At 73.2% G+C, this 14,525-nt stretch carries 6 protein-coding genes; 2 read left to right on the top strand and 4 right to left on the bottom strand.

The window, feature by feature from the left end:
- Positions 1 to 2,988 (bottom strand): amino acid adenylation domain-containing protein (locus PSU4_RS20470; protein ID WP_147110829.1); only part of this gene is annotated, 2,988 nt, incomplete at its 3' end.
- Between the two features lie 99 nt (positions 2,989 to 3,087).
- On the opposite strand from PSU4_RS20470, the gene PSU4_RS20475 reads away from it, so the two are divergent.
- Complete coding sequence (locus PSU4_RS20475; RefSeq protein ID WP_147110832.1) at positions 3,088 to 9,222, top strand: non-ribosomal peptide synthetase; 6,135 nt, start codon at positions 3,088 to 3,090, stop codon at positions 9,220 to 9,222.
- A 63-nt stretch (positions 9,223 to 9,285) separates the two neighbouring features.
- Here the strand turns inward: PSU4_RS20475 and PSU4_RS20480 are convergent, their stop codons facing one another.
- Together PSU4_RS20480 and PSU4_RS20485 are read right to left on the bottom strand one after the other, a co-directional pair.
- Positions 9,286 to 10,308, bottom strand: a complete 1,023-nt coding sequence (locus PSU4_RS20480; RefSeq protein WP_147110835.1) for an ABC transporter substrate-binding protein — start codon at positions 10,306 to 10,308, stop codon at positions 9,286 to 9,288.
- A gap of 35 nt (positions 10,309 to 10,343) precedes the next feature.
- Positions 10,344 to 12,209: a siderophore-interacting protein gene (locus PSU4_RS20485; RefSeq protein WP_147110838.1), complete on the bottom strand. Its 1,866-nt coding sequence runs from the start codon at positions 12,207 to 12,209 to the stop codon at positions 10,344 to 10,346.
- A gap of 222 nt (positions 12,210 to 12,431) precedes the next feature.
- On the opposite strand from PSU4_RS20485, the gene PSU4_RS20490 reads away from it, so the two are divergent.
- On the top strand, positions 12,432 to 13,814 hold the full coding sequence (locus PSU4_RS20490) for a helix-turn-helix domain-containing protein (RefSeq protein ID WP_147110841.1): 1,383 nt from the start codon (positions 12,432 to 12,434) through the stop codon (positions 13,812 to 13,814).
- A gap of 33 nt (positions 13,815 to 13,847) precedes the next feature.
- Here PSU4_RS20490 and PSU4_RS20495 read toward each other — a convergent pair whose 3' ends face one another.
- A complete protein-coding gene (locus PSU4_RS20495; RefSeq protein WP_147110844.1) occupies positions 13,848 to 14,525 on the bottom strand; it encodes a formyltransferase family protein in 678 nt (225 codons plus the stop codon).

The following is a 14,525-nucleotide window of genomic DNA, read 5'->3' on the forward strand; positions in this document are numbered from 1 at the left end:
GACGGACACCAGCGCCCGTTCCGTGGCAGACTCCGCCGCTCGCCCGGCCCCGCCACCGGCACCCAGGTCCGGGGCAGGCAGGCTCGCCCGGTCGAGCTTCCCGTTCGCGGTGGTGGCGAACGCCTCGATCCGCGTGACCGTGGTCGGCACCATGTAGTCCGGCAGCACCGACCCCGCGAACCCGCGCAGCTCCTCCCCGAGCTCCGCGTCGTCCGCGACCGCGCCGGGCCCCGTCGTCACGTACGCCGCGAGGAACTTGCCCCCGGCGGGATGCTGCAGGGCCAGCACCGCGGCGCCGGTGACGTCGGGGTGCTGCTCCAGCACCGCCCGGACCTCGTCCAGCTCGATCCGGAAGCCCCGCACCTTCACCTGGTCGTCCGTGCGGCCCAAGTACTCCAGCGCCCCACGATCGTCCCACCGGACGAGGTCCCCCGATCGGTAGAGCCGTGATCCGGCCGGGTCGAACGGATCGGCGACGAACCGCTCCGCCGTCAGGCCGAACCGGCCTGCGTACCCGTCCGCCAGCTGCACCCCCCCGACGTACAGCTCACCCACCACGCCCGGCCCCACCTCGCGCAACCACCCGTCCAGGACGAGAAGACGGACGTTCGGCGGGGTGCCGCCGATCGGCACGACGGACAGGTGCTCGCCCAGCGGGTGGTCGTCCATGTGCAGGTAGGAAACATCCACGGTGGTCTCGGTCGGCCCGTAGACGTTGTCGATGCGCGCCGCGCCGAACACCCGGCGGGCCTCGGCCACCGCCGCCATGGGGAACGCCTCACCCGACACGAAGACCTGCCGCAACGAGGTCAGCCGCGCAGGATCCGGTTCCGACGCGAGGAACCCCTGGAGCATCGACGGCACGAAGTGCGTCACGGTGACCCGCCGCCGCGCGATGACGTCGGCGAGGTACTCCGGGTCCTTGTGGCCCTCGTCGCGCGCGACGACCACGACACCACCGACGAGCAGCCCGCCGAAGAACTCCCACATGCACGCGTCGAAGGTCGCGGGGGTCTTCTGCAGGATCCGGTCGTCCGGCCCGAGGTGATGCACGGAGAGCGCCCACATCAGCCGGTTGACGATGCCGCGGTGCGTGACGCGAACGCCCTTCGGCCGCCCCGTCGTGCCCGAGGTGTAGACGAAGTAGACGTTGTCCGACGGGATCAGTGGACGGGCGAGGACCGGCGCCGTGGCCCGGCCACGATCCAGCTCGGCCCGGACCGCCCGGTCATCCAGGAGAACCTGTTCGGCGGGAACACCCGCGAGCCCGTCCCGGTGCGCCACCGCCGTCGCGGAGTCGGTGACGACGGCCGTCACCCCGGCGTCGTTGAACACGTACTCCACGCGATCCGCCGGATAGGAGGTGTCGACGGGAACCCACGCCGCTCCCGCCCGCATGATCCCCACCAAGGTCACGACGAGGTCCGCCGAGCGTGGCAGCAGCACACCCACCGGGTCCCCGACCCCGACCCCACGTTCTGCGAGCAGTCCGGCCAGCGCGTTGGCCCGCGCGTCGAACTGCGCGAAGGTCAGCTCCGTCCCGTCGCCGTCGTCGACGAGTGCGAGGTCGTCCGGGGTCCGGGCCGCCTGGGCGCGGATGAGCGCGTCGAGATCCGTCTGTGGGATGTCGAGCACCGGCCCGGTCGACCACGCGTCGACGCGCGCGCGCTCGGATCCGCCGACCACACTCGGCAGCTGGGCGAGGCGGTGGCCCGGATCGAGCCCGACGGCGGCCTCGACGAACCGTCCGAAGCCGTCCGCGCGCGCCGCGAGGTGGTCCGCGTCGGAGAACGCCTCGTTCCCGGCCAGCTCCATCCGGAACCCGTGGACGGGGTCGGAGTACACCGTGAGGTCGAGGCGCCCGACCGGGCCGGCGTTCACCGTTTCCTGACGGCCGACGACGCCGCCGAACCGCGACTCGTAGTCGAACGCCTTGATGTTGACCAGCGGGAGGGTCCGGTAGTCCAGCTCACCGCCGGGCCAGGTCCGGGCGATCTGTTCCTCGGTCCGACGCTCGTCCCGCCCGGTCGTCCGGAGCTGATCGGCGACGGTGCGGGCGACGTCCTCCAGTGTGGAGTCCCCCGCCAGACGCATCGCGACCGGCAGGGTCGTGACCAGCATCCCGGGTGTGCGGAGTGCGGCGGCGTCCGGCCGCATCATGAAGGGGACACGCAGGAGGAGTTCCTGCCGGCCGTCGGCGAGCGCGTCGTAGACACCCCACAGCGCGGTCAGGTAGGCGGCCCAGTTCACCCGGGCCCGGCGGGCGGCGTCCTTGAGCGCGACGCCGGTCGACGCCGACAGCGGGACGGCCGCGCGCTGGTCCGAGATCCCGAACAGCCGCTCCGAGTCGACGCCCACCGCGTGGCCTCGCGCCTCGCCCGACCCGAACACCTCGGCCCAGGGCTCGGGAGCCTCGGCGGCCGCCTCCGCGCGCGCGTTCTCGCCGCCGGCGACGGCCGCCCACTCACCGAACCACGCCGGAACCGGCTCGGTGCCGTCCCGGTGCGCGGTGTAGATCTCCCCGACCCGGCGGGTGAACAGGCCGATGCCGTAGGCGTCCACGAGCACGTGGTGGGTGGAGAAGACCCATACCCAGGTGCCGTCGGCGCGGCGGTACAGCGTCGAGGCGGACGCGACGGAGCCGGTGAGGTCGGTGGCGACGTCGAACGACCGGCGGACGCGGCGGCGGATCTCGGCGTCGTCGGACGGGGTGTCGACGATCTCCGTGGTCAGCTCCGTCACGTCGTCGACCCACTGCCGCGGCGGGCCGTCGCCGTCGGTGAACCGCACCCGCAGCGCGTCCGACTCGGCGTAGGCCTCCGCCACAGCGCTCACGAACGACACGGTGTCGACCTCGCCGTCGAGCCACAGGAACTGGCCGACGCGGTACGCCGTCGCGGCGGGGAAGAGTCGTTGCGCCGCCCACACCCCACGCTGTGCCCGGGTGAGGGGGAAGAGCTTCCGTGACGCAGCGACACCGTGATTCACTTAGGTAAAGCTAATGCAACGTAGGCCAGCCTGCCAGTACCCACCGGCGTGGCCGGGGCCACCGGACACGGCTGCCCCGGCGCAAGTCCAGGAGGACCCTTGCGCTCCCCCACACATCCCGACACCGAGCCGGCCCGGACCGGGGAGGGCGACGTCGCGGCCCTGCAGGAGCGGTGGAACGACCGCTCGTCACCCGCAGTGTCCGAGACCGTCCCCGCCCTGTTCGCGGCCGCCGTTCGCGCCACCCCCGACGCACCCGCCGTCGTCGACGGCGAGCGGCGGCTGAGCTACCGCGAGCTGAACGCACGGGTCGAGCGGCTCGCCTACCGGCTCCGCGCCGCCGGTCTGGCGACCGAGGGTGTCGTCGCGATCTGCATGCCCCGCTCGGCCGAGATGGTCGTCGCCGTGCTTGCGAGCATGGCCGCCGGCGGCGCTTTCGCCCCGGTGGACTCGCAGTGGCCCGCTGCCCGCCGCGCGCAGGTGATCGCCGAGGCCTCGGCTCGGATCGCCCTCGTCACCCCGGGCGACGACGTGCCGGTCGGAGTCGATCCGATCGTCGTCGACCTCGACGAGAGCCTCGACGAGAGCCTTGCCGATGTCGACGACGGTCTCGAGACCGTGCCACCACTACCCCCGATCACCGGTGCGCGGCTGGCGTACGTGATCTTCACCTCGGGCTCGACGGGCACTCCCAAGGGCGCCATGATCCGCCACGAGGCGATCTGCGAGCGCCTACGGTGGCAGCGCGACCACGTGCTCCTGTTCGGACCGGACGACGCGTCGCTGTTCAAGGCACCGCTCGCCTTCGACATCTCCGTCAACGAGATACTGCTCCCGCTGGTCTCCGGCGGGCGGGTGGTGATCGCGGCCCCCGGCAGTGAGAAGGACCCGGAGCACCTGCTGCGGCTGATCGCCGCGGAGCGCGTGACGTTCGTCTACCTCGTGTCGTCCATGTTGGACGTCCTGCTGGCCCTCGACGACGCCCGCCCCGCAGGCGCCGCGTCCGAGCTGGCCGGCCTGCGGCACGTGTGGTGCGGCGGGGAGGTGCTGACGCCGGACCTGTTCGCTCGGTTCCGGCGGCAGCTGACCACGACGCTCTACCACGGGTACGGGCCCGCCGAGGCGACGATCGGCGTGTCGCACGTGATCTACCGCGACAGCGCGGAGCGGATCGCCACCTCCATCGGCCGGCCCAACCCGCACACGCAGCTCTACGTCCTCGACGAGGCCCTGAACCCCACCCCGATCGGGGAGGGCGGCGAGCTGTACGCGGCCGGGTTCCTGCTGGGCCGCGGCTACATCGGACGGTCCGTGCTGAGCGCCGCCGCCTTCGTCGCCAACCCGTTCGACAGCGGTACGGAACAGGCGGGCTCCCGGATGTACCGCACGGGCGACCTGGCCCGCTGGACGGCTGACGGCGTCCTGGAGTTCCTCGGCCGCGCCGACAACCAGGTGAAGATCCGCGGTAGGCGCGTCGAGCTGGAGGAGATCGAGGTGGCCGTCTCCGGCCATCCACTCGTGCGCCAGGCTGCGGTGACCCTGACGACGAGCGCGACGGGCGTGGAGAGCCTGACCGGCTACGTGACCGGGCACGGCGAGACGATCGACACCGCCGAGCTGCGGACCTGGCTGCTCGAGCGGCTCCCCGAGTACATGGTGCCCGCGACCCTGATGGTCCTCGACCGATTCCCCGTGAACGCGAACGGCAAGATCGACCGCAAGGCCCTGCCCGCACCCACCGAGCCCGAACCCGGGACCCGCACGGCACCGACCACGCCCGAGCAGCGGCTGCTCTGCGAGATCCTCGCGGAGGCCCTCGACGTCGAGGAGGTCGGCGTCGACGACGACTTCTTCACCCTCGGAGGCGACAGCATCGTCGCCGTCACCGTGGCACTCGCCCTTCGGGCCGAGGGGCACACGCTCCGCGCGACCGACATCATCGCCCAGCGCACCCCGCGGCTCCTGGCCCAGCTCCTCGACGGTGGCGGTCCGGCACCCGAGCGGGACGTCGAGGAGCTCGACGACGCACCGCTGGTGGTCCTGGACGAGGCCGACGCCGCCGCGATGTCCGCTGCCGTGTCCGGCCTGCGCGAGGTCCTCCCGGTCACCTCGGTGCAGTCGGGCATCTACTTCCACTCCGTCGCCGCGACGGGCGAGGATCCCTACGTCGTCCAGCAGATCGTCGACCTCGACGGCCCCCTCGACGTGGCGCGCCTGCAACGGGCCACGGAGGCGGTCGTCACTCGGCACGGGGCGCTCGCCGCCGGCTTCCACCTCACCCGCTCCGGGCGGGTGGTCTCGGCGATCGGAGCGACCGGGGCCCCGGAGTTCCGGACCCTGAGCGGCGCTGAACACGACGTGGCCGCGGTCGCGGAGGAGGAACGCCGGCGCGGCTTCGACCTGGGCCGGCCGCCTCTGATGCGCTACGCGCTGGTCGCCGTCGGGCACGAGCGCCACCGCCTGGTCCAGACGGTCCACCACATCGTCGCCGACGGTTGGTCGGTCGCCCTGATCTGGGACGACATCATGGCCGCTTACCGCGGTGACCCCCAGGAGGCGAGTGCCCCGCAGCACACCGGGTTCCTGCGCTGGTGGACCCGCCGCCGCGACCCGGTGCGCGAGGTGGACGCGTGGGCCGAGCACCTCCGCGGCGTCGAGGGCGCGACGCTGGTCGCCGAGCACCTGCCACCGGCAGGGGACGGTACCGGGTTCGGTCGCCGCCGCCGCGCGCTCGACGCCGAGCACCGGACGGCGCTGACCGCCTACGCCCGCTCCCGGTCGGTGAGCGAGGGCGCGGTCATGACCGCGGCGTGGGGCGTGCTGCTGGGCTGCGTGACGAGCCGCACCGACGTCGTCTTCGGTTCCACCACGGCGGGCCGCGGCGAGGACGTCGACGGGATCGACCGGATCGTGGGGATGCTGCTCAACACGGTGCCCACGCGCGTGCGCTGGACGCACCGGGACACGGTGGACGAGGTGGTGCGCCGGTTCGTCGCCGCGGAGACCGCGGTGCTCGACCACCAGCACGTGCCGCTGCTGGAGGTGCACGGCCGACTCGGGATCCGGGAGCTGTTCGACACCCTCTTCTCCATCGAGAACCTGCGGCAGCCCGCCGGCGACGGAGAGCTCCGCATCGGCGCCGTCGAGTACGTGCAGGCCCCGCACTACCGGCTGACCGCGCTGGTCACGCTGCACGAGACGGTCTCGGTCTCCCTCACCAACGACCGCGGCGCCGTCGACGATGCCACCGCCGACCGGATCGCCGACCTCTACCTGCGCGTGGTCGAGCTGATCGTCGAGGGCGGGGAGCGGCGGGCCGCCACCTTCACGACGCTGGGCGCTGCGCCCTCCCACGCCGAGACTGCCGCCGTCGGCGATCCGCCCGGGCTCCTCGCGCCCCGGTTCACCGCGAGGTTCGCCGAGTCCGCCGGCTCCCCCGCGCTCGTCCAGGGCGAGGTCCGCTGGACCTACGCCGAGCTGGGCGCCCGGGTGCACCGCCTGGCCCGCCTGCTCGTCGCGACCGGTGTCGGGCCGGACGTCCGGGTCGCGCTCGTCCTGCCGCGCTCCCCCGAGCTGGTCGTCGGGATGCTGGCGGTGATCGCGGCGGGCGGCGTCATGGTCCCGCTCGACCCCCGCCTCCCCGCGGCCCGGCTCTCGCACCAGCTCGCCGCCGCCGCACCGGCCGTCGTGCTCGCCTGCCGCGACAGCGCGGCCGGGCCGGAGGGTGCCGGTGTGCCACTCCCGGGCGAGGTGATCCTGGTCGACGCCCCCGCCGTGACGGAACGCCTCGCGGCGCTCTCCCCGCTGCCCCTGACCGACCACCGTGCACCGCACGGCTCCCACGGTGCGTACCTGCTCTTCACCTCGGGCTCCACGGGCACCCCCAAGGGCGTGCTCGGCACGCAGGCGGCGCTGGCGAACCGGCTCGACTGGGCGGTGCGACTGTGGGGCGCAGACAGCGGGGTCCACCTCGCGAAGTCGTCGATCGGCTTCGTCGACGGCACGACCGAGGCCCTGGCCGCGCTCCTGGCCGGCCGCGCACTCGTGGTGGCCGACGAAGCCCAGACCGTCGACGTCGACCTGCTGGCCGATCTGGTCTCCAGCCACGGCGTCACCCAGCTGACAGGCGTGCCGACGCTGCTGCGGGCCGTCGCCGAGTCCGGCGGCGGCCGGCTCTCGGGTGTCCGGCGATGGATCTCCAGTGGCGAGGCCCTCACGCCCGCCGTCGTCGAGCGGATCGCCGCAGCCACCCCGGCAGCGACGATCGTCAACTCCTACGGGTCGTCGGAGGTGGCGGGAGACGTCACCTTCGCGGAGACCACCGTGACGGCGGGCGGCCCGATCACGATCGGCACCCCGGTGCCGGGCACCCGGACACTGCTGCTGGACCCGTGGCTGCGGCCGGTTCCCGACGGCGTGGTCGGCGAGATCTACGTCGGCGGCGTCCAGCTCGCACGCGGCTACACCGACCAGCCCGCGCTGACGGCGGCCCGCTTCGTGCCCGATCCCCTCGACCCGTCCGGCGGCCGCCTCTACCGGACCGGTGACCTCGCCCGCCGCGATGCGGACGGGCGGCTCGGCTACCTCGGGCGGCACGACTTCCAGGTCCAGGTCAACGGCGTCCGCGTCGAGCTCGAGGAGGTGGAGGCCGCGCTCGTCGCGGTTCCGGGAGTCAAGGATGCTGCCGCGACGGTGCACGAGACCGGCCGGGCAACCCGGCTCGTCGGCTACGTGACCGCGGGCGAGGGGCACCGGTTGGACGAGATCGCGGTCCGCGACGCGGTCGCCGCGACCCTGCCGATGCACGTCACGCCGATGGTGGTGGTGCTCGACGCCCTACCGCTGACGCCGACCGGCAAGGTGGACCGCGCGGCCCTGCCCGCGCCGGATCCCGCGCGGGCGGCGCCGTCGCGAGCACCCGCGACGGACGTCGAGCGGTCGCTGGTCGCAGCCATGGCGGAGGTGCTCGGCCTCACCGAGGTGGGTGTCGACGAGGACTTCTTCGCCCTCGGCGGGGACAGCTTCTCCGCGATGGCGCTGGCACGGCTCGCCCACGGGCACGGCCTGGGCCTCGGTGTGCGGGACGTGTTCACCCATCGCACGGCGGCCCGACTCGCCGCGGCGCAGGAACCCGCCGCGGTGGAGGACGCGGAACCCGCGGTGGAGCCGGTCGCGATCGCGCCCACCGTCGCCCAGCACCGGCTTCGGCTGTCCGGCCTGCCCCTCGCCGACTTCGTCCACACGCAGGCGGTGCCCCTGCCGGGACCGGTCGACAGCACGGCGCTGCGCTCCGCGGTCGCTGCGGTGCTCCGCGACGTCGATGCCCTCCGCCAACGGGTCATCGCGCGCCACAAGCTGCTGTGGACGACGGAGATCGTCCCGTACTCGGACGATCTCACCGCCGGGTGCGTGTCGGTGCTCGACGGGGGCGACGCCACACTGCCCGACGCGCTCGTCGCCCACATCGACGTGACGGCCGGCCGCACTCTGCACACCGCGATCGTGACCTCGCAGGACAGCACCGATCTCGTTGTCGCCGTACACGGCCTCGCCGCCGACCGCGTGACGCTGCACCACGTGGCCACCCGGATCGCCGCGCACCTCGCCGGGTCCGCGGTCGCCGGGCCGGTCGGGTCGGTGGCCGCCGCAGCCGCCACGCTCACCGAGGCCGTCCGGACCCTCGGGTCCGATCCCGCGATCCCGGGCTGGGTCGACGAACTGCTCGCGCTCCCCGCCCCGGGCGATCCTGCGCCGCGGGTCCGGTTCGGGTCCCGCACCGTGTCCGGAACCGTCGACCCCGCGGCCGTGCGGGACGCCTTCGGCGCCGCGGTCGCGGCGTGGTCGGACGTCCCGCGCACGATCGACGTCGAGTGGGACCTGCGTTCCCATTTGGACGCCGAGGAGATCTCGCCCGGAGCGCTCACGAGCGTCTACCCCGTCCTCGCAGGAGCCGGGGAGCTGCCGGCGTACGCCCCGTGGCACGAGCTGCTGCGCCACCTGGACAAGTCCGCCCGCACCCGGCTGCGCAAGGCGCCGTCGCCCGGGGTGCTGCTGACCCGGTCCTTCGGGCCACAGGCCGATCCCACCCGGGCCGAGGGCTTCGAACCCCTCTACGAGATCGTCGCCCGGTACACGCTCGGCCCGGACGGCGTCACGCTGGCCCTGCTCGGGCCCGAGACCGCCGAGGCGCTCCTCGACGCCTGGGCCGCCCGGCTCACCCCGCAACGCCACTGAACGGGAACGGGCCCGGTCATCCGATGTGGACGACCGGGCCCGTTCCCGTTCCGGTACCGAGACCTACTTGACCTTCTCCAGGGTGGGGAGGATGCCGTTGAGCCACCACTCCTCGCTCGCGGCGCTGCCGCCGTTCACAGCGCCCCACTGCGTGCTGTCGAGGTAGATCAGGGCGTTGTTCTGCGCGGCGGGCAGGGCCGCCACCCGTGGGTCAGCCTGCAGCTTCGCCTTGAACGCGCCGCTGGGGTCGCGGTGCTCGGTCGCGATGATCACGACGTCGGCGGTGAGCTTGTCGACGTTCTCCAGGGAGAACTTCGGCGCGTTCGCGGCGTCCGCACCGCTCGTCGGCTGGCCCGGGCCGGGCGTGAGCCCGAGTGCCACGAGCGGGGCGGCGGCGTACTCGGTCAGCCAGAGCTGATCGCCCTCGCCGAGGGCGGCGATGAAGAACGTCTTGCCCTTCAGGGCGGGCAGCTTCGCCGCGGCCGCGGAGAAGGTCTCGTCGTACTGGGACTGGGTCTTCGCGACGATCGCCGTGTCGTGGCGGGTCAGCTTGGCCAGCGAGGTCAGGTCGTCCTGCCAGCTGGTGTTGGTGCCCTTCGCGGTGCCGACGTACGTCGGGGCGATCTGCGAGAGCTGCGCGTAGGTCGGCTCGTCCGTCTGCCAGATCGTCGTCAGGATCAGGTCCGGTTTGAGCGCCGCGATCGCCTCGGGTGCGGGCAGGTAGTCCGCCGTGAACAGCTTCGGGTCCGGGTCGGTCGTGTAGGTGCCCTTCATCCACGGGTAGTACTCCGGCACCTCCTCGGCCGTCGTCAGGTAGTCCGCCCATGCGACCGGCTTCTCACCGAGGAGGTTCAGCAGCTCGACGTGACGCCCGGCGAGGGCCACGATCCGCTCCGGCTTCTTCGCCACCGTGATGTCGCCGTAGGCGGTGGTGAGCGTGACGGGGGCGTCGGCGGCCGCCGACGGCGTCGACTCCGCCGTCGACGAGGCCTGCGAGCCGCTCGCGCAGCCGGTCAGCGCGAGTGCGGCCCCGAGCAGGCCTGCGACCAGCGAGGTGAGTCGCCGCCGCATCGTGTGCTGTCTCATGTGTCCTTTTTCCGTTTCTCCATCGGGGGGAGGTCTTAGGGGCGTCGGGTGACGAGCTCGCGGATGACGGTGCCCCAACCGAAGCTGTGCCGGGCGGCCTCACGTAGCCCGGCGAGGGCGACGATCGCGTCCAGCTCGGCCTCGGTGCGCAGGCCGGTGCCGTCGCGGGTCAGCGCGAGCAGGTCCTCCTCGCCGTCGTGCTCGTCGGCATGGTCGGTGTCGTACAGGTCCTCGATCAGCAGGACGCGGCCACCGGCGGGAAGGTTCGCCGCCGCGGAGCGCAGCACCGCGGCGGCCGCCTCGTCCCCGAGCGCGCCCAGCGCGAAGACGAGCAGCACCGCGTCGGCGTCGGGAGCGGGATCGATCCCGGCTTCTGCCGCGACGTGGATGCGCGCCCGCTGGGCGGCATCGGGGACAGACGTGGGCAGGTCGCGGCGCAGCCAGTCGGCCTGCGCCGGCGGCGCGCTGATCGTGACACGCAGACCGGGGTGCCGGGCGGTGATCTCGCGCGCCTCCACCCCGGCACCGTCGGACCGGATGACGAGGTGCTCGACACCGGCGAAGACGCCCGAGTCCGCCAGCGGCGCCCCGAGGTATGCCGCGCCCTCCGCGATACTGTCCAGGAGCTGGTCGCAGAAGCCCTGCTCGGTGCGCAGCTGCGCGAACGTCCTCCCCGTGACCGACGCGTACGCAGCCTTCCCGGTGCGGACGGACTCGGCGAGGCCGAAGATGCCCTGTGCCTGCCGGCCCAGCGCGCTGCCCGGGTCCAGGAGGTCGGCCCAGTAGTCGTCGGCGAGGAAGTCGCCCACCTCGGTCAGCGTGTAGCGGGGCAGGCCGTCGTGCAGCGTCTCGGCGAGCAGGCCGATCGTGCTCAGGTAGCGCAGCAGCTTGCCCAGCGCCCGCTCGTCGCTGCCCGTGCGCGCGGCGAGCTCCGCGGCGCCCGCGGCACCGGAGGCCAGCAGGTCACCGAGCCCCAGCCCGGCCGCGACCCGGATCGCCAGTGCCGGTACGAGATCGGCGAGCTCGTGGAACTTCTCGTAGGCGTCGGTGGTGCGCTCGGGATCCGGGACGGACGCGTCCTCGGCGAGCACGACGACGTCGGTGCGCTTCCAGTACCCGGTGAAGTCGATGTCCTTCTTGGCCATCTTGCGGTCCTCGACGAGATGACGGCGGAGCTCGCGCACCGCGGACCGCTCGCCGGCGATCCACGCGAACGGCGCGCCCGGCCACCACTGTGCATCGCGGACGGCGTCGACCAGCAGGCCGATGCCGTCTGCCTCCGCACGCACGAGCCAGGTGACCGTGACCCCCGGCAGCTCCCGCAGGCGCTGGACGTGCCCACGCTCGGCGACCTCGACGAACACCTGCGCGCGGGCGTCCTCGGGCAGCTCCTCGAGCAGCCTGCCGATGGCGGGCAGGGCGGTGTCGTCGCCCGCGACCAGCAACCAGTCCGACGGCGGCACGGGGCCCGCGGACGACTGCGGCCCGAAGAGGTGGAGACGGTCGCCCGCCCGGGCGCGCTGGGCCCAGGTCGTCGCGACCCCGATCCCGTGGGTGACGAAGTCGACGTCGAGCTCCCCGGCGCGGGGGTCGAAGCGGCGCACGGTGTAGGCGCGGTAGAGCGCGTGCTCGTCCTTCGGCCAGTCCAGCCGACCCTGCGCCTGGACGGGCAGCACCGGCCGGGACTGTCCGGGGTGGGCGAAGAGCAGTCGGATGTCGTCGTCGAAGCCGCCGCTGACGAAGGCGGGCTGCGGCAGGCCGTTCTCCGAGGTGAACGCCGCCAGCTGCGGACCGGTGAACGTCACCCGCCGCATCCCGGGAGTGACGTCCTCGATGCGGGACACCTCGACCTGGCGGAGGGTGACGGGGTGCACGACGAGGGCGCGCGAGGTCGGAGACACCAATTGATATTAGGCAAGGGTGCCCTCATAATGGGTGCGGAAACGGTCAGATCGTTGTCATCCGAACCGCAGGAGCATCCCGGAGTGCTGAGCGCGGTCCCTCCGCCGATCCCCGCCAGTCGCAAGGTCGCGCGGTGGGATGCCCACGCCCGCGAGCACCTGCTGATGTGGGTCCACACCGGCAGAGCCCATGTTCGTCTCGGGAGCGGGGAGCTCCACCGCGTGAACGAGGGCACGGGCATCTGGCTGCCGCCCGGCGCCGACCACGAGATGTGGACCGACGCGGACTCGCTCGCCCTCCCTCTGTCGGTGCCGGCCGTCGCGGTGCCGGGGGCGCCCGACCGGGTCGTCCGGTTCGCGGTGGACGAGCGCTGGCGCGACTGGCTCGTCGCGCAGTATGCGCAGCGGATGCAGGACCAGCCGCGCGGGCCGGGGCCGGACCTGCTCGCCGTCCTCACCGCGGCAGGGCCGGAGCTGCCACAGAACAGTCCAGGCGGCGCCGTCGCGGGCGAGGACGATCCGCCTGCCGCCCCACGGACGGGAGCAGCGGCCGCCGTGGCGCGCGCGCTACGGCGACGGCCGTCGCTGGACCTCACGATCGAGGAGTGGGCCGCCGCAACGGCATGCAGTCCGAGCACCCTTCGCCGTCAGTTCCTACAGGGCACGGGCCTGCCCTTCGGGCAGTGGCGAGCACTCTGGCGCCTGGCGGCGGCGCGCAACCACCTCACCGCCGGAGGGTCCGTGTCGGACGCCGCCGCCCTCGCCGGCTTCACCAGCAGGCAGAGCTTCGCCCGCGCGTTCCGGGAACGCTACGGCGACGCGCCGCGCAGCTACGCGATGCAGCACCGCAGCGAGGCCCCGGCGATGTCCGCACCGGCGGGGGTGCGTGAGGTCCCCCCGAACGGCCCGACCGTGCGGACGCGAGGGATCGCCGCCCGGAACGAGCTCATCTGGATCTACCGGGGCGAGGGCAGCTCCCACGTCGGGGACAGGAGCGTCGCGACCCGGCGCGGCGACGCGCTGTGGCTCCCGGCCGGGATGCCGTACGAGAACGTGCTGCCCGCGGGGGCTGTCGCTGTGTCGCTCGGCGAGGTGCGCGGGGACTGTGCAGCGGTCCCGGAGCCGCTGCGAGCGCGCTTCCCCCCGAGCTGGGACGCGTACCTCCTGCACTGTTCCGTCAGCGCGAACACCCTCCTGCACCCCGACGGGTACCACGTCCGACACGTCGTCGATCTCTTCGACGCCCAGCTCGCCGTCGAGCGCGCCCGCGCGGTGCCGCTGCCGAGGCACGTGCACGCGCGTGCGGCGGCCGAGGGCTACCTCCGCCGCATCGGCGCCCGGACCGACGATGCGGCCTACGACGACGTCCCCCCGGGAGTACACGCCGCGTTCCGTCTCGAGACGGGTCTGACGTTCGCAGGGTGGCGGCACGCCACGCGGATGCGCGTCGCCCGCGACCTGCTCACCGCGGGGACACGGCCCGGCGCGGTCGCGGGCCAGGTCGGGTACCGCGATCCGGCGAACTTCAGCCGCGCCTTCGCCCGCTTCCACGGGATGTCTCCCGGCGAGTGGCAGGCACACGAGCTCGCCCAGTCCGCCGGCTGACCCGCACAGCCGAGGCTTGCGTTCGCACGCCCCTCAGCGGGCGGCGGCGAAGAGCGTCGCGTAGTCCGGGTAGAAACTCTCCAGCACACCGAGATCCGTTGCCCGCGCGAAAGCCGGGTGGTCGCGGTGGTCCGCGAGGCCGGAGAGGCGCTTCATCCCGAAGTACTCCCCCGGACCGTCCGACGTGGAGGGTGCGGGTGCGCGACCGAGGTCGGCGAGGTTGTCCACGAAGATCTCGTGACAGGACTTCGTGATCTGGAGCAGCAGCTCCTCCAGGGTCACCGTCGCGGACAGCGGGAATGTCCGCCGGTCGACGACCGCACCCGTGTCGATCCCGGCGTCGACCCGGTGCACCGTGACCCCGAACTCCGACTCCCCCCGAAGGATCGCGAACACCGCCGCCACCACCGGGAGCCCACGGTAGCCGGGAAGCGGCCCGCCATGGACGTTCACGATGGTCAGCCCCAGGTCGAGGACCGCAGCGCGGAACAGGAACGGGTTCCCGGTCGAGCACACCAGGCGATCGGTACAGGCACGGTCGAGGAATGCCGCCAGATCGTTCACGTCGTCGGTCTCCCGGCGCTCGAGCCCCCGCGCCCGCGCGGGCACCGCCTCACCGCGGGGATGCACGACCGCGTCGACCGTCCGGCCCTGCGATACCGCGTACGTGGCAGCACGCCAGACCAGGGCTCCCGATCCCACGATGATCAC

The sequence above is a fragment of the Pseudonocardia sulfidoxydans NBRC 16205 genome (assembly GCF_007989085.1).
GTDB classification, from domain to species: Bacteria; Actinomycetota; Actinomycetes; order Mycobacteriales; family Pseudonocardiaceae; genus Pseudonocardia; species Pseudonocardia sulfidoxydans.